Annotated in this window: 15 protein-coding genes; 8 read left to right on the top strand and 7 right to left on the bottom strand. The window is 72.7% G+C overall.

Annotation, left to right across the window (positions count from 1 at the left end; translation table 11 throughout):
* Position 1: 1 nt before the first annotated feature.
* Positions 2–895, bottom strand: coding sequence for a CPBP family intramembrane glutamic endopeptidase (locus ACWIYF_RS27645; RefSeq protein ID WP_448626035.1), 894 nt, complete (start codon positions 893–895; stop codon positions 2–4).
* 143 nt (positions 896–1,038) lie between these two features.
* On the opposite strand from ACWIYF_RS27645, the gene ACWIYF_RS27640 reads away from it, so the two are divergent.
* From ACWIYF_RS27640 to ACWIYF_RS27625, 4 genes are all read left to right on the top strand, one after another.
* On the top strand, positions 1,039–2,535 hold the full coding sequence (locus tag ACWIYF_RS27640) for a malic enzyme-like NAD(P)-binding protein (protein WP_448626034.1): 1,497 nt from the start codon (positions 1,039–1,041) through the stop codon (positions 2,533–2,535).
* 58 nt (positions 2,536–2,593) lie between these two features.
* Positions 2,594–3,448 carry an Fpg/Nei family DNA glycosylase gene (locus ACWIYF_RS27635; protein ID WP_448626033.1) on the top strand — a complete coding sequence of 285 codons (855 nt, stop codon included), beginning with the start codon at positions 2,594–2,596 and terminating at the stop codon, positions 3,446–3,448.
* On the top strand, positions 3,445–4,182 hold the full coding sequence (locus tag ACWIYF_RS27630) for a haloacid dehalogenase (protein ID WP_448626032.1): 738 nt from the start codon (positions 3,445–3,447) through the stop codon (positions 4,180–4,182). The genes ACWIYF_RS27635 and ACWIYF_RS27630 overlap by 4 nt, the downstream gene beginning before the upstream one ends.
* A gap of 95 nt (positions 4,183–4,277) precedes the next feature.
* Entirely contained in the window at positions 4,278–5,702 is a 1,425-nt protein-coding gene (locus ACWIYF_RS27625) for a purine-cytosine permease family protein (protein WP_448626031.1), read from the top strand.
* On the opposite strand, the gene ACWIYF_RS27620 is transcribed toward ACWIYF_RS27625, so the two are convergent.
* The 3 genes from ACWIYF_RS27620 to ACWIYF_RS27610 all read right to left on the bottom strand — a co-directional run bounded on the left by ACWIYF_RS27620 (position 5,686) and on the right by ACWIYF_RS27610 (position 8,844).
* Positions 5,686–6,837, bottom strand: a complete 1,152-nt coding sequence (locus tag ACWIYF_RS27620; protein ID WP_448626030.1) for an MBL fold metallo-hydrolase — start codon at positions 6,835–6,837, stop codon at positions 5,686–5,688. The genes ACWIYF_RS27625 and ACWIYF_RS27620 overlap by 17 nt on opposite strands.
* A gap of 108 nt (positions 6,838–6,945) precedes the next feature.
* Entirely contained in the window at positions 6,946–8,223 is a 1,278-nt protein-coding gene (locus ACWIYF_RS27615) for a cytosine deaminase (protein ID WP_448626029.1), read from the bottom strand.
* Between the two features lie 84 nt (positions 8,224–8,307).
* The gene (locus ACWIYF_RS27610) at positions 8,308–8,844 is read right to left on the bottom strand and encodes a 2,4'-dihydroxyacetophenone dioxygenase family protein (RefSeq protein WP_448626028.1); all 537 of its coding nucleotides are present in this window, start codon (positions 8,842–8,844) and stop codon (positions 8,308–8,310) included.
* Positions 8,845–8,986: 142 nt separating this feature from the next.
* Here ACWIYF_RS27610 and ACWIYF_RS27605 point away from each other — a divergent pair, with 142 nt between their 5' ends.
* Positions 8,987–9,454: a MarR family winged helix-turn-helix transcriptional regulator gene (locus tag ACWIYF_RS27605; protein ID WP_448626027.1), complete on the top strand. Its 468-nt coding sequence runs from the start codon at positions 8,987–8,989 to the stop codon at positions 9,452–9,454.
* Entirely contained in the window at positions 9,451–9,606 is a 156-nt protein-coding gene (locus tag ACWIYF_RS27600; RefSeq protein WP_448626026.1) for a hypothetical protein, read from the top strand. Before ACWIYF_RS27605 ends, ACWIYF_RS27600 begins: the two co-directional genes overlap by 4 nt.
* A 3-nt stretch (positions 9,607–9,609) precedes the next feature.
* Here the strand turns inward: ACWIYF_RS27600 and ACWIYF_RS27595 are convergent, their stop codons facing one another.
* A complete protein-coding gene (locus tag ACWIYF_RS27595; RefSeq protein WP_448626025.1) occupies positions 9,610–10,917 on the bottom strand; it encodes a Rieske 2Fe-2S domain-containing protein in 1,308 nt (435 codons plus the stop codon).
* A gap of 144 nt (positions 10,918–11,061) precedes the next feature.
* On the opposite strand from ACWIYF_RS27595, the gene ACWIYF_RS27590 reads away from it, so the two are divergent.
* Both ACWIYF_RS27590 and ACWIYF_RS27585 read left to right on the top strand, forming a co-directional pair.
* On the top strand, positions 11,062–11,436 hold the full coding sequence (locus ACWIYF_RS27590) for a DUF485 domain-containing protein (protein ID WP_448626024.1): 375 nt from the start codon (positions 11,062–11,064) through the stop codon (positions 11,434–11,436).
* The gene (locus tag ACWIYF_RS27585; RefSeq protein ID WP_448626023.1) at positions 11,429–13,063 is read left to right on the top strand and encodes a solute symporter family protein; all 1,635 of its coding nucleotides are present in this window, start codon (positions 11,429–11,431) and stop codon (positions 13,061–13,063) included. Before ACWIYF_RS27590 ends, ACWIYF_RS27585 begins: the two co-directional genes overlap by 8 nt.
* Positions 13,064–13,170: 107 nt before the next feature.
* Here ACWIYF_RS27585 and ACWIYF_RS27580 read toward each other — a convergent pair whose 3' ends face one another.
* The gene (locus ACWIYF_RS27580; protein ID WP_448626022.1) at positions 13,171–14,031 is read right to left on the bottom strand and encodes a manganese catalase family protein; all 861 of its coding nucleotides are present in this window, start codon (positions 14,029–14,031) and stop codon (positions 13,171–13,173) included.
* Positions 14,032–14,301: 270 nt separating this feature from the next.
* Positions 14,302–14,904 carry a hypothetical protein gene (locus ACWIYF_RS27575; protein ID WP_448626021.1) on the bottom strand — a complete coding sequence of 201 codons (603 nt, stop codon included), beginning with the start codon at positions 14,902–14,904 and terminating at the stop codon, positions 14,302–14,304.
* Between the last annotated feature and the right edge of the window lie 204 nt (positions 14,905–15,108).

Genomic DNA, 15,108 nt, shown 5'->3' with positions numbered 1-15,108 from the left:
CTCAGCGTCGTCCGGCGGCGACCGTTCCGCCGTTCCCGGCCCTGGCCAGCGGGAAGAACCGCAGGAAGACGGCGGCGGCGACGACGAGCACCAGTCCGTGGACCAGGCCGGTCTCGGTGGCGAACCAGTTGGTGCGGCCGGTGTCCTCGGTCAGCGGCTCCAGGACGTGGTACAGCGCGGCGTTCACGACGGCGTGCGCGAGCACCCCCGGCCACAGGCCCCAGCGCAGCTGCATGCCGGCCAGCACCGCGCCGAGCGCCGTCGTCCCCACGGTGAACCACAGCAGCGCCCACCACTCCGCGACGCCCGTCGGGGCGCCGCCGAGCACGAGTATCAGCGGCCAGTGGAAGGCCGACCAGATCAGCCCGCCGACCAGCACCACCGTGCGCGGGCCGGCGACCTCGGCCAGCCGGGTGACCAGCAGGCCGCGCCAGCCGACGTCCTCCCCGATCGCGAGCAGCACGTACGGCAGGACCAGGACGGTCAGGCCGAGCGGGACCATGACGTCGAGGCCCTCGGTGCGGAAGCCGCCGGCGCCGGTGGCCCAGACGATGCCTCCGGCGGTCAGCGCCGACAGCAGCGACCACGCCCAGGCGATGCCGAGGCTGCGCCAGGACGTCCGGCGGAAGCCGAAGCCGGGCCGGCGCAGCGAGCCGGTGGACAGCTTGGCGACGACGGCGGCGATGCCGGGGATCAGGGCCTGGCCGTACAGGGCGGCCTGGGCGAGCGGGGTGGCGTCCTCGACGGCGCGGACGTCGGCGTGCTCGGCGAGCGCGATCGTGGTCGTGGTGGCGGTGAGCGCCACGGTGGTGCCGAGGAAGACGCCGATCTCCTTCCACGGCGAGGTGCGGAGGGCCGGCGCGAGGGGAGGGGCCGGTTCGAGCTGGGTGGTCATGGCGGTTGGTTCTCCTGGGCTGGTCGGTGCGTTGTCGGCACGGACCGTCGGGGAGGGGGCTTGCCGGTGACTTGCCGCTCACTTCCGACCCGCGAGAGGCGGCGCTGCCGCGCCGGAGCCCCGGTGGGACCATGAGCAACGCCATGAGCACCGACACGACATCCGCCAGCTCCGACGTCACCGCCCTGGGCGAGCCCGCGACACCTCCGCGCGGCCCGGTCACCTCGGCGTCCTACTCGCTCACCGTCCGGCTGACCGCCGACGGCGACCCGGCCAGCATCGGCCGCATCGCCACCGCCGTGGGGTCCGCCGGCGGCGCGGTCACCGCCATCGACGTAGTAGACAGCCGCTCGGACGGGCTCACCGTCGACGTGACGTGCTCGGCGGCCGACGCGGCGCACTCCGAGGAGATGGTCGATGCGCTGCGCGCCGTCCCCGGGGTGAAGGTGCGCAAGGTCAGCGACCGGACGTTCCTGCTGCACCTCGGCGGCAAGCTGGAGGTCGCGTCGAAGGTGCCGCTCAAGACCCGCGACGACCTGTCGATGGCCTACACGCCCGGCGTCGCGCGGGTGTGCATGGCGCTGGCCGAGCACCCGGAGGACGTGCGCCGGCTGACCATCAAGGGCAACACGGTCGCCGTCGTCACCGACGGCTCGGCGGTGCTCGGCCTCGGCGACATCGGTCCGGGGGCGGCGCTGCCGGTCATGGAGGGCAAGGCCGTGCTGTTCAAGCGGTTCGCCGGCATCGACGCCTGGCCGATCTGCCTGGACACCCAGGACGTCGACGAGATCGTGCGCACCGTGGAGCTGCTCGCCCCCGGCTTCGGCGGCATCAACCTCGAGGACATCGCGGCGCCGCGCTGCTTCGAGATCGAGCGCCGGCTGCGGGACAAGCTCGACATCCCGGTCTTCCACGACGACCAGCACGGGACGGCGATCGTCGCGCTGGCCGCGCTGCGCAACGCACTGCGGGTGGTGGACAAGGAGCTCACCGAGGTCAAGGTGGTCGTCGCCGGCGGCGGCGCGGCGGGGACGGCGATCGTGTCGCTGCTGCTGGAGGCCGGCGTCGGGTCGGTGCTGGTCTGGGACCGCGAGGGCATCCTCTCGCCGGACGACCAGCGGCTCTCCGGCGCCAAGCTCGACCTGGCCCGCCGCACCAACCCGGCGTGCGAGCGCGGCGAGCTGCCGCAGGCGCTGCAGGGCGCCGACGTCTTCATCGGGGTCAGCGCGGGCAACGTGCTGTCGGCGGAAGACCTGGCGGCGATGGCCGATCGTGCGGTGGTCTTCCCGATGGCCAACCCGACGCCGGAGGTCGACCCCGTGCGGGCGCGGCAGTACGTGGAGATCGTCGCCTCGGGCCGCTCGGACCTGCCGAACCAGATCAACAACGTGCTGGCGTTCCCGGGCGTCTTCCGCGGCCTGCTCGACGCCCGGGCGACGGAGATCAGCACCGGGATGCTGCTGGCGGCGGCCGAGGCCCTGGCCGCCGTCGTCCGCGACGACCAGCTCAACGCCAACTACATCATCCCCAGCGTGTTCGACCCCGCCGTCACCAAGGCCGTCGCCGCGGCCGTCGCCGAGCAGGCCCGCCAGGAGCCCGGCGCGACCGCGGAGGTCACCGACCGCACCCGCCTCACCTGATGCACCCGATCGGGGCCGAAGTGGCCACTTCGGCCCCGATCCCAGGTATCAAGGGTCCGTGCCCGAGTTGCCCGAGGTGGAGGCCCTGACGGAGTTCCTCCGGGAGAACGCCGTCGGCCGGGTGGTGACCCGCGTCGACCTGGCCGCCGTCCAGGCGATCAAGACGTTCGACCCGCCGCTGAGCGCGCTCGGCGGGCTCGAGGTCACCGGCGTCGCCCGGCACGGCAAGTTCCTCGACCTCGACGTCTCCGGCGTGCACCTGGTCGTGCACCTGGCCCGCGCCGGCTGGCTGCACTGGCGCACCGGGCTGCCGCCCGCGCCGCCCAAGCCCGGCAAGGGCCCGCTGGCGCTGCGCGTGCACCTCGAGGACGGCAACGGCTTCGACCTCACCGAGCAGGGCACCCGCAAGGGCCTGGCCGTGTACGTGGTGCGCGACCCCGCCGAGGTCCCGGGCGTCGCCCGGCTCGGACCGGACGCGCTCGAGGTGCCGTTCGAGGACTTCGCCGCGCTGCTGCGCGGGCGCTCCGGCCAGCTCAAGGGCGCGCTCACCGACCAGACCCTGCTCGCCGGCATCGGCAACGCCTACTCCGACGAGATCCTGCACGCCGCCCGGCTGTCGCCGTTCAAGATGGCCGACAAGCTCAACGAGGACGAACTGGTCCGCCTCTACGAGGCGATGCGCGCCGAGCTCACCGAGGCCCTCGGCCGCCAGCTCGGCCAGAAGGCGGCGACGATGAAGGGCGAGAAACGTTCCGGGCTGCAGGTGCACGCCCGCACGGGGCTGCCGTGCCCGGTCTGCGGCGACACCGTCCGCGAGGTCAGCTTCGCCGACACCTCGCTGCAGTACTGCCCGACCTGCCAGACCGGCGGCAAGCCGCTGGCCGACCGCAGGCTCTCCAAGCTCTTGCGGTGAGCGAGGAACCGGCCCCGCTGCAGGGGCCCGCGCCGAGCGTGCGAGGCGTAGGGGGCAGCGGGGTCCTTCCCCTCGTCACCTTCGACCTGTTCAGCGCGCTGATCGACTCGCGGACCGGCGGGGCGGCCGCGCTCGGTGAGATCGCCCGCGCCCACGGCTGGGACGTCGCCGGCGAGGAGCTCTACGACCGGTGGGACGCGCACAACAAGGCCTCCCAGCGCGATCTGCGCACCTGGGTCCCGTTCGCCGAGCACTGCCGCCGCGCGCTGGCCGCGACCTATGTCGACCTGCGCCGGGCCGCGGACGCCGACGACGACACCGAGCGGCTGCTCGCCTCGGTCGCCGACTGGCCGCTCTGGCCCGACGTCGAGGCCGGCCTGCCGCTGGTCGCGGAGCGCTTCCGGGTCGGGGTGCTGTCCAACGTGGACGACGCCGTCTTCGCCCGCACGCGGGTCGCGCCGCTGGTGGACGACACCGCCGTCCTGACCTCGGAGCGGCTCCGGGCGTACAAGCCGGGGCCGGAGATCTACCGGGCCGCCCGCGACCGCGCCGGCGGGCGGCTCGTGCACGTCGCCACCTCGGCGCGCGACGTCCGCGGGGCACTGGAGGCGGGCATCGATGTCGTCCGGCTGCGCCGTCCCGGCCACCGGCTCGACCCGGACGGGCCGCAGCCCGACCGCGAGGCCGCGGATCTGCCTGCAGTACGGAAGGTTCTCGACCGCATCGGGGACTGACGGATCACAATTGCGCGGCCGGAAACGGTCCGGAAACCAGCCGAACCGTCGTCGGCCCTACGTTGTCGGAGCCCACCGACAGAGGGGACACGGCCATGGCCACCACTTCGTCCTCGTCCGAGACCGTCGTCGCCGAGGTCCGCCCCGGTGACTACGGCACCAAGGTCATCGCCGTCGAGCCGGGCGGGGCCGAGTTCGTCCCGCTGCGCGAGCGCCATGGCCGCCCGGCCCAGCTGCTGTGGACCTGGCTGTCCCCGAACCTCGAGTTCGCCACCGTGTTCCTCGGCGTCCTCGCCGTCGGGATCATCGGGCTGTCGTTCTGGCAGGCGGCCGCCGCCATCGTGCTGGGCACCGGCCTGGGCGCCGTCGGGCACGGGTTCCTCTCGGCGCGCGGCCCGTCGCACGGCGTGCCGCAGATGGTGCTCTCCCGCATCCCGTTCGGCTGGTTCGGCAACGCGCTGCCCGCCGGCCTGAACGCCGTGGTCGCCGGCGTCGGCTGGTTCGCGGTCAACAGTGTCAGCGGCGCCCTCGCGCTCAACGCGCTCACCGGGCTGCCGAAGTGGCTCAGCCTGCTCGTGGTCGTGGTCGCCCAGGTGGTCATCGCCTACTTCGGGCACAACCTGGTGCAGGTCTTCGAGCGGTACGCCGCGCCGGTCCTCGCGCTCATCTTCGCGGTCGCCTGCACCATCACCTTCGTCAAGGCCGACTACTCCGGGCCGGGGACGGGAGCCGGCATCGGCGGATTCCTCATCATCGTGGGGGCCACCTTCGGCTACACCGCCGGCTGGACGCCGTACGCCGCCGACTACACCCGCTACCTGCCGCCCGATGCCTCCCGGCTGCGCACCGGCCTGTTCGCGGGTCTCGGCGTCTTCCTCTCCGGCGTGATCCTCGAGCTGGCCGGAGCCGCGTCGGTCAGCGTCGCGCTCGACCTGGACAACCCCACCGGCGCCTTCACGTCCTACCTCGGCACCGTCGTCGGCGACCTCACGCTGCTCGCCATCACCCTCGGTGCGATCGCGGCCAACGCGATCAACGTCTACTCCGGCGCGCTGTCGTTCACCGCGATGGGCTTCCACCTGCCGCTGCGCACCGCCCGCGCGATCACCGCCGTCGCCTTCGGCGTCCTGGGGCTGGTCGTCGCGTTCGTGTTCCTCGACAACATCCAGGAGTACGAGAACTTCCTGCTGGTGATCAGCTACTGGATCGGCCCGTGGCTCGGCGTGGTGTTCGCCGACTGGGTGCTGCGCAGGGGACGCCAGGTCAGCGGCTTCCTGTTCGACCGCCGGCACCGCCCGCTGGCCGGCTGGCTGTCGATGCTGGTGGGCATGGTGCTCTCGGTGTGGCTGTTCGCCGACCAGACGCTCTACGTCGGCGTCGTCCCTGCGCGGTGGCCGTCCTTCGGCGACATCGCGTTCTTCGTCGGCTTCGTCATCGCCGCCGCGCTCTACGCAGGCATCCACTCCGCCGAGCGCGGCCGCGAGCCGGAGGAGGCGGTGCTGGTCACGCCGGAGGGCTGACCCGCTCGTGGTCGGACTGCGAGCCCACCGCCGTCCACCAGTCCTTGAGCTCCGGCGGGTCGAGCACGTCGACCCGGCCGCCGGGCTTCGGCACGACCACCGGGACGCCGGAGCGCTCGGCGGCCGCCAGGGTGCGCTGCACCGGCTCGGCCCAGCGGTGGAAGGCCAGGTTGAAGGTGGCCCAGTGGATGGGCAGCAGCACCCGGCCGCCGAGGTCGCCGTGGGCCCGCACCGCCTCCTCCGGGTTCATGTGGATCGCCTGCCACGCCTCGTTGTAGGCGCCGACCGGCAGCAGCGTCAGGTCGAACGGGCCGAGCCGCGCGCCGATCTCGGCGAACGCCGGCGTGTAGCCGGTGTCGCCGCCGAAGAAGACGCGGTGCCGCGGGCCGGCGATGGCCCAGGAGGCCCACAGCGTGGTGTCCCGGGCGAAGAACCGGCCGGAGAAGTGCCGGGCCTCGGTGCAGGTGAGGATGAGCCCGCCGATCGTGGTGCTGTCGTTCCAGTCCAGCTCGACGATCCGCTCCTCGGGCACGCCCCAGGTGCGCAGGTGCACGCCGATGCCGATCGGCACGACGAACGCAGCCGCCGACCGCGCCAGCAGCCAGCGCACCGTCGGCAGGTCCAGGTGGTCGTAGTGGTCGTGCGAGATGAGGACGACGTCCAGCGGCGGGAGCTCCTCGAGCGGCACCGGCGCCGGGTGCAGCCGGGTGGGCCCGAGCAGCGGGGACGGCGAGACCCGCTCGCCCCACACCGGGTCGACCAGCACCCGCTGCCCGTCGACCTCCAGCAGCGCGCTGGCGTGACCGAACCAGGTGACCGCCAGCTCGCCCGCCTCGGCCGGGAACTCGTCGCGGGTCAGCGGCACCGGGCCGCCGGGGTGCCCGTTGTGCCGCTGCTCGTGCCACTGCCGCAGCAGCCCGTCGCGGGCGTTCGCCGGCTTGAGCGCGGGCGTGGGCAGCGTGTTGTGGAACTTGCCGCCGAAGAAGTGGTCGGACCCGGTCACCGTCGGGCGCAGCCGGCGCTGGCTGGCACCCAGCGCCGTCGGCAGCCCCCAGGCGGCCCGGACGACCCAGCTGACCGGCAGGGCGAGGACGGCGGCGGCGACGGCCGTGCGGCGGAGTGCGGAAGCGACCACGCCGTCCAGCATCCCAGCCCGACGCGCCGAGCCGGGTCACCCGTGGGGGTGGCCCCGTGCAGGGGCCCGCCGCGAGCGTGTGAGCGGTGGGGGGCAAGGGGGTCCTTTTCACCGGAGAAAGGTGACCTCCTCCTCCGCGCCGTCCCAGACGACCGTGCTGCGGGCCGGCTCGGCGCGGGCCACCACCCGGCCACCCCGGAGCACCAGCGTGCGGCGTGCGACCAGCCGCAGCGCGTCGACGTCGGTGGGCGCGTCGAAGACGACCAGGTCGGCCGGGTCGCCGGCGCGCAGCCGGTTCTCGGGGCGGCCGAGCACCCGGGCCGGGTCGACGGTGATCATGTCGAGCAGCCGCGGCAGCTCGTCGGCGCCGCTCATGTGGCCGAGGTGGGCCAGCACGAACGCCGCCTGCAGCGGGTCGCCGTAGCCGAGCGGGTACCAGGGGTCCATCACCGAGTCGTGACCGATCGCGACATTGACGCCCGCCTCCTGCAGCTGCTTGACGCGGGTGTGCCCGCGCCGGATCGGGCCGGTGTCGAAGCGGCCCTGCAGCACGGCGTTGTCCAGCGGGTTGGTGACCATGTGCAGGCCGGCCCGGGCGATGTTGGCGATCAGCCGGGAGGCGTAGGCGGCGTTGTAGGAGTGCATCGCGGTCGTGTGCGAGGCGGTGACCCGGCCGGCCATGCCGCGGCGGATCGTCTCGGCGGCCATCACCTCCACGAAGCGGGAGTGGTCGTCGTCGGTCTCGTCGCAGTGGATGTCGACCCGCAGGCCGTGCTCGTCGGCGAGGGCGATCGCGAACTGCACCGAGGCGACGCCGTCCTCGCGGGTGAGTTCGTAGTGCGGAATGCCGCCCACGACGTCCGCGCCCAGCTCGACGGCCCGGCGCATGAGCTGCTGACCGTCCGGGAAGCCGAGGATGCCCTGCTGCGGGAAGGCGACCAGCTGCAGGTCGACCATCTCGCGGACCTCCTCGCGGAGCTCCACCAGGGCGCGCAGCGCGGTCAGCTCCGGATCGCAGACGTCGACGTGGCTGCGCACCGCCTGCACGCCGTTGGCCACCTGCCAGCGCAGAACACGCCGCACACGGGCCTGGACGTCCTCGACGGTCAGGTCCTTGACCCGCTCGGCCCAGACGGCGATGCCCTCGAACAGCGAGCCGCTGACGTTGGGCCGGGGCTGCCCGACCGTGAGGACGGCGTCGAGGTGGATGTGCGGCTCCACCAGCGGCGGTGTGACCAGCCGGCCGCCGAGGTCGATCGTCTCGCGCGCCTCCTGGCCCTCGGCGGCAACCAGCACACCGCCGTCGACCGCTATGTCCACCTTCGCGGGGCCCCCCGGGCCGGTGCTCCGGGGCAGGACGGCGTTGCGCAGCAGCAGGTCGATCACGCTGCCACCCTGGCAGCGCGGGGTGTCCTCCGTCGACGCTCGTGCCCTGCCTACCGCTGCGAGCAGGGCACGAGCGCCCCGGGATCAGCGGATGAGCCGCTCGACGAGCTCGGCGCCGAGGCCCACCTTCTCGTAGTGGGACCGGGCGAGCTCCAGGTAGTCGTAGGCGTCGAACGTCCCGTTCGGGTTGCCGTCCTCGTCCAGCCAGATCAGCGGGCCCGTGACGTTGAAGTGCACCCGCATCGGCTCGTCGGACTCGTAGGCGACCAGGGTGTGCGCCTCGCCGGGTGTCTCGTAGACGAACGCACCCCGCTCGGCGACCCAGTCGTGCTCGAGGTAGCCCCACTTGCCCGACAGCGTGTACGCGAACACCTGGTGCGGGTGGTAGTGCCGGTTGACCAGCCCGGCGGTGCGCGCCATGAGGACGTCGGCCCAGCGGTTCTGCTGCAGCGAGATCCACAGCGGCCGGCTGCCCACGGTCTCGGACAGCGGGATGTAGTAGCGGTCGTCGTCGGTCGCGCCGTCCGGGAGGTACACCTCGGGTGCGGCGTCCTTGCGGAACACCCGCTCGATCGGCTTGATGTCCCTCCAGAACTCGGTGCCCTGCTCGGTCGAGGTCATGACGGCTCCTTCGCGGGAGGACGGAACGGTCGAGGGTCACATCGTCGTCCTCGCCCGGCGACCGGGGCACCTCGACGGGCGACACCGGCGTCGCGGTGGGGCAGACTGTTGGCGTCGGCCAAATGCGCTCTCGGGAGGCGGCATGGTCCGTTCCGCGCAGGACCAGGCCCTGCTCCTGCTCGCCCGCGCGGTGATGGGCATCTCGACGCGGGCGGCCGAGCAGCTCGGCGACATCTCCGTGGTCCAGCTGCGCGCCCTCACCGTGCTGCGCGAGCTCGGCGCGGCGAACCTCGGGCAGCTGGCCGACGGCCTGGGCGTGACGGTCTCGACCACCAGCCGGCTGGTCGACCGCCTGGTCACCGCGGAGCTGGTCGAGCGCCGCACCTCACCGCGCACCCGCCGCGAGATCGAGCTGACGGTCAGCCCCGCGGGCGCCGTCACGCTCGACCGCTACGACGACCTGCGGCTGGACGGCCTGCGTGCGGGGCTGACCGGGCTGCCCGAGGAGCGGCGGGACGACGTCCTCGCCGCCCTGCTGGAGTTCGGCGCCGCGGCCTCGGCGCCGCACCCGATCCCAGCACCCCACCCGATCCCGGTTCCGGCCCCGTGACCGAGACGGCGTCGTCCCGGCCGGAGCCGGCCGACGAGGGCGGCGACCCGGCCTGCTGGCTGCACCGGGTCTGCCCCGCCTGCGGCCGGCTGGCCGACGAGGACCCACCGACCCGGTGCCCCGGCTGCGGCGCCGAGATCCCGGAGGCGTGAGCGTCAGGCCGCCGGGCGGGCCCGGGTGGAGACGTCGAAGTCGGTGAGCGCCCGCCGCAGCGCGACGCCGAGCCGGTCCGAGCGCACGTGCAGCTCGTCGCGCATGACCAGCGGCAGGCCGGTGCTCGCCATGCGGGCCTGCAGGGCGAGGTCCTCGGCCAGCACCCGCCCCTCGAACGCCACCTCCGCGGCCACCGCCGCCGGGTCGGGCAGCGGCCGGCCCGGCCCGGCGGAGAGCAGCAGGCACGAGTAGATGCGGGTGGAGTCGGCGTCCTCGGGCTGCAGCAGGAACAGGATCGTCGTCGTGGCGCCGGAGTCGAGGAAGTCCAGGCGCAGCCGCAGCTGGAACGGCGCCCGGTAGACGTACGTGGCCCGCCGCCGTTGCCGCAGCGGGCGCTCGCCCGTGGCGACGCCCGGGTCCGTCACGTTGTCGAACCACTGCTCCTGCACGCTCTCGAAGCCGCCGGGCTGCTCGGTGACCTCGTACGCCGGCACCTCGGCCCGGTCGGCGGCCCCGAACGTCGCGGCGTGCACGAACGGGAAGTGCGCGACGTCGAGGAAGTTGTCGGCCAGCGGGCCGGCCGGGCCGACCGAGCGCTCCGGAGTCAGCCAGCCGGCCACGAACCGGCGGTCGCCCGCCTCGGGCACCTCCAGGGGGACGTCGAGCGGTTCGGCCGGCGCCAGCCAGACCAGCCCGAGGCGCTCGTGCACCCCGAACGCGGGCGGATCGGCCACCAGGCCGTCGGAGGTGCGGCGCAGCATCCAGGTCCGTCCGAGCAGGCGGACCTGCAGCCAGCCGCCGGGGCGCAGCTCGCGGGAGAGCGCCACCGGGTGCCACGCGTGCTCCAGGGCGGCGTCGAGGTTGCCGAACACCCGCCCGGCCGGCGGCTCGGGCGGCGGCGCCGGCTCGGGGTCGACGCCGTCCTTCGCCGGGCAGCGCTCCGCCGTCGGGGCGGGGGCGATCCAGATCCAGCCGCCGCGCTCCTCGACCGCCCACGGCACCCGAAGGTCGGCCCGCGGGGGAGGCGTGCCGTCGGGGCCGAGGGAGGGGATCTCCACGCAGCGGCCCTCGGCGTCGAACCGCCAGCCGTGGTAGGGGCACTGCAGCCGGCCGTCGACGACGGTGGCGGCGGTGAGGGGGACGAGCCGGTGCGGGCAGCGGGCCGGGAAGGCGCTGACCTCCCCGCCCGGACGCAGCCGGACGACGACGTAGGACTGCCCGTCGGCGCCGACCGGGACCGGGGTGGTCCCGACGTCGGCGCCCCGGGCCACGGGGAACCAGGCGGTGGTCCTCTTCGCGAGAGCGGCCATGACGCATTGCAGCGTGCCCGCGTTCCCAGGCGGTTACGGCCGGCGGACGCTTGCGCAACGGTTCGGACTCACCGCTCTGCGCCAGGCGCGCGGCGGACTTACGGTGACGCCGATCACACAGCTACCGCACAGGAGGGCTGACCAGTGACAACACAGAACGACCGGCGCCTGCTGACGCCGGAGGAGTACCGGGAGGCGCAGAACTCCCCCGAGTTCGCCGAGCTGCGCCGGCGCTTCCGCAGCTTCGTCCTCCCGATGACCGTCGCGTTCCTGGCCTGGTACTTCTTCTACGTCCTCATGTCGACGTACGCCCCATCGGTCATGGAGACGCAGGTCTTCGGCAACGTGAACCTCGGGCTGCTGCTGGGCCTGGGGCAGTTCCTGTCGACGTTCGTCATCACCCAGCTCTACGTCCGCCACGCCGCCCGGTCGACCGACCCGATCGCCGACGACATGCGGCAGCGCCTCGACCACCACGAGTTCGCCGCCGGCTCGGACGAGGGGGCGGGCCGTGCCTGAGCTGCTCGCCGCCGAGGAGACGATCGGCAGCCCCGCGATCAACATCTCGATCTTCGGCGTCTTCGTCCTCATCACGCTGTTCATCACGTTCCGGGCCAGCCGGACCAATCGCAGCGCCGCGGACTACTACGCGGCCGGCCGCACGATCCACCCCACCCAGAACGGCCTGGCCATCGCCGGTGACTACCTGTCGGCCGCGTCCTTCCTCGGCATCGCCGGGGCCATCGCCGTGTACGGCTACGACGGCTTCCTCTACTCGATCGGCTTCCTGGTCGCCTGGCTGGTGGCGCTGCTGCTCGTCGCCGAGCTCATGCGCAACACCGCCCGGTTCACGATGGCCGACGTCCTGGCCTTCCGGATGCGCCAGCGACCGGTGCGGATGGCGGCCGCGATCTCGACCCTGGTCGTCTCGATCTTCTACCTGCTGGCGCAGATGTCCGGCGCCGGCGGCCTGGTCACCCTGCTGCTGGGCGTGACCGGCGAGGCGGCGCAGGCGATCGTCGTCATCCTGGTCGGCGCGCTGATGATCTTCTACGTGCTGGTCGGTGGCATGCGCGGCACCACCTACGTGCAGGTCATCAAGGCCACCCTGCTGCTCGCCGGCGCGCTGGTCATCACGCTGTGGGTGCTGGGCAAGTACGGCTTCAACCTCTCGTCGCTGCTCGGGGGCGCGACCGAGAGCGCCGGCGAGGGCGTGCTGAGCCCCGGCCAGCAGTACGGGCTGACCGACGTGTCGAAGCTGGACTTCATCTCGCTGGCGATCGCCCTCGTGCTCGGCACGGCGGGCCTGCCGCACGTTCTCATGCGCTTCTACACCGTGCCGACGGCGAAGGACGCCCGCCGCTCGGTGGTCTGGGCGATCTGGCTGATCGGCATCTTCTACCTGTTCAGCCTGGTGATCGGCTACGGCGCGGGTGCGCTGGTCGGGCCGGAGAGGGTCCTCGGCGCCCCGGGCGCGGTCAACGCGGCGGCGCCGCTGCTGGCGTTCGAGCTGGGCGGCACGGTGCTGCTCGGCATCATCGCCGGGGTCGCGTTCGCGACCATCCTGGCCGTGGTCGCCGGGCTGACGATCACCGCGTCGGCGTCCTTCGCCCATGACGTCTACGCGAACGTGATCAAGAAAGGTGAGGTGCCGCCCAACGGCGAGGTGAAGGTCGCCCGGGTCACCGCGATCGTCATCGGCGCGGTGGCGATCGGGCTCGGCATCCTCGCGCTGCAGGCCGGCCTCAACATCGCGTTCCTGGTCGCGCTCGCCTTCGCGATCGCCGCCTCGGCGAACCTGCCGACGATCCTCTACTCGCTGTTCTGGAAGCGGTTCACCACCCAGGGCGCGCTGTGGTCGATCTACGGCGGGCTGATCTCGTCCGTCGTCCTGATCATCTTCTCGCCGGTGGTCTCCGGTGCGCCGGTGAATCCCGCGACGGGCAAGTCCACCTCGATGATCCAGGACGTCGACTTCTCCTGGTTCCCGCTGAACAACCCGGGCCTGGTGTCGATCCCGCTGGCCTTCCTGCTCGGCTGGCTGGGGACCGTGCTGACCAAGGAGAGGGCCGACGAGGACAAGTGGGCCGAGCTCGAGGTCCGCTCGCTCACCGGGATCGGCGCGGAAAAGGCCGTCCCGCACTGAGGGCGGCGCCTGCCCGGGATCAGCTCAGCTGATCGCCGAGGGTCCTGGCTCACCGTGGGAGGTGAGCCAGGACCCTCTGGCGTGAGCCAGGACGTGGCGTTCCGAGCTCAGGTCAGCGCGTCCTTGGCCTTCTGCAGCAGGTTCTTCGTGTCGCTCTGCGGCGTGCCGTACAGGCGCGGGTCGCCGGGCGGCAGGATCGGGGCGTCGGCCGTCGCCTCGATCGGGCGGGCGCTGAACTGGCCGCGGCCGTCGAGGGCCGGGCCGGTCGCCCAGCGGCCGTTGGCCGCCTCGGGGCCGTCGGAGGCGTCGATGAAGACGTAGCCGAGGTCGCCGACCTCCTCCTCCAGCGGGAACGCCTCGGGGACGGGGATGTTCTCGAGGCGGTCCTCCTTGAGCTGCTCGATGGCGGCCAGCCACTGCTGCTGGTGGTAGTGGTCGCGGGTGAGCAGGAACCGGAGCAGGTCCTTCACGCCGGGGTCGTCGGTCATGTTGTAGAGCCGGGCCACCTGCAGCCGGCCCTGCATCTCGGCCGTGGCGTTGTAGTGGAAGTCCGCCATCAGGTTGCCGCTGGCGGTGACGTAGCCGCCGCTCCAGGGCAGCCCCATGCTGTCCTTGAAGTAGGCGCCGCCGCCGTTGACGATCGCGTGCTGCGGGTTGGTCTGCCCGTAGCCGGCAGCCGCCTCCTTGGTCCGGTCAGCGGAGTCCGGCTTGAGCGGGATGTGGTCCAACAGCCGGTCGATCATCGTCACGATCATCTCGACGTGCGCCAGCTCCTCGGTGCCGATGGCCAGCAGCATGTCCTTGTACTTGCCGGGGAGCCGGCAGTTCCAGCCTTGCAGCAGGTACTGGGTGGCGACCGTCATCTCGCCCCACTGACCGCCGAGGATCTCCTGCATCCGGCGGGCGAATGTCGGGTCGGGGCCGTCCGGCTTGGCTTCGTACTGCAGGGCGTGGGTGTGGGTGAACACGGACTCTCCTCGCGTCGACAGCGGCACCGCGGCGTGCGGTGTCGACGTAGATCTGCCCGGGGCGGTGGCCTCCCGGTGCCGAGCGCTGGCCCGCCGGTGCCAACCTTGCGCCGGCCGCGGAGTGCTCTTGCGGTGTTCCTGGCGCTTCTGCGGTGGTGCACGACCGCAAGAGCGGGTGGAACACCGCAGAGGCGGGCGCTGCTGGGGTCGAGTTCGTGCTCCTGGGGTCCTGCAGCACCCCGGAAGCGCGAGTTCCACCCTGGGAGTCGGCTAGTCGAACGGATTCGTGAGGACTGGGCGGGCCTGCAGCACGGTGAAGGTCACCGGGGGTCCGTCGGTGGTGGTGGTACCGGGGACGTCGGCGGGCGCACCACCGTCGACGGTGAAGGTGCCGCTCCAGGTGGTGGTGAGCGAGGCGGTGTAGGTGCCGGCGCGGTAGTCGTGGGTGATCGTCTGGTTGGGATAGGGACGGCCGGGGTCCGTGCTGGTCAGATCGGTGCCGTCGCCGGTGTGCCAGGTGTAGCCAGTGGCGTTGGCGGCGATGACGACGGTGAAACCGCGGATGTCGAGGGTAAAGGTCTGGGTGGTGGGGCTGTCGGTGTAGAAGATGACCGGCAGGCCGACCAGGCCGTTGCCGGGTGGCTGCTGGCGGGTGGACAGCTGCGGCAGCGGCAGGGTCCGGAAGTAGCGGTAGACCTCTCCCGGCGACGGCGGTGGATTCAGATCCGTCACGTCCACGCACGATGGACCCTCGTTGACCGTCGGCCCGTAGGGTGCGCCCACCGCGTCGCCAAGGGCCGGTGCCAGGCCGTCGATTTCCCGCCGGTCCTCCTGTACGAGCCGCTGGCTCAAGACGTAGTAGTAGGCGATCACCCGGCCGGGGACGGCAGGGCAGGTGAAGTCACCGGGTAGGCAGCCCCCTTCACGCGGGTCAGAGAATTGGCACGGGGTTAACAGCGTGTATGTCCGCAAGCTCGGTGCCCTGCTCGCGGCGCGGTTTGACTCTCCAGGTACGCCGCTAACACTGCTCGCAGTCAGACTCCCGGGCGCGAAGACGACCTCCGGTTCGGGTGGTTC

It is taken from the genome of Geodermatophilus sp. URMC 64, assembly GCF_053502555.1.
The sequence above is the reverse complement of the archived record's forward strand: the minus strand, read 5'-3'. Positions and strand labels throughout refer to the sequence as shown.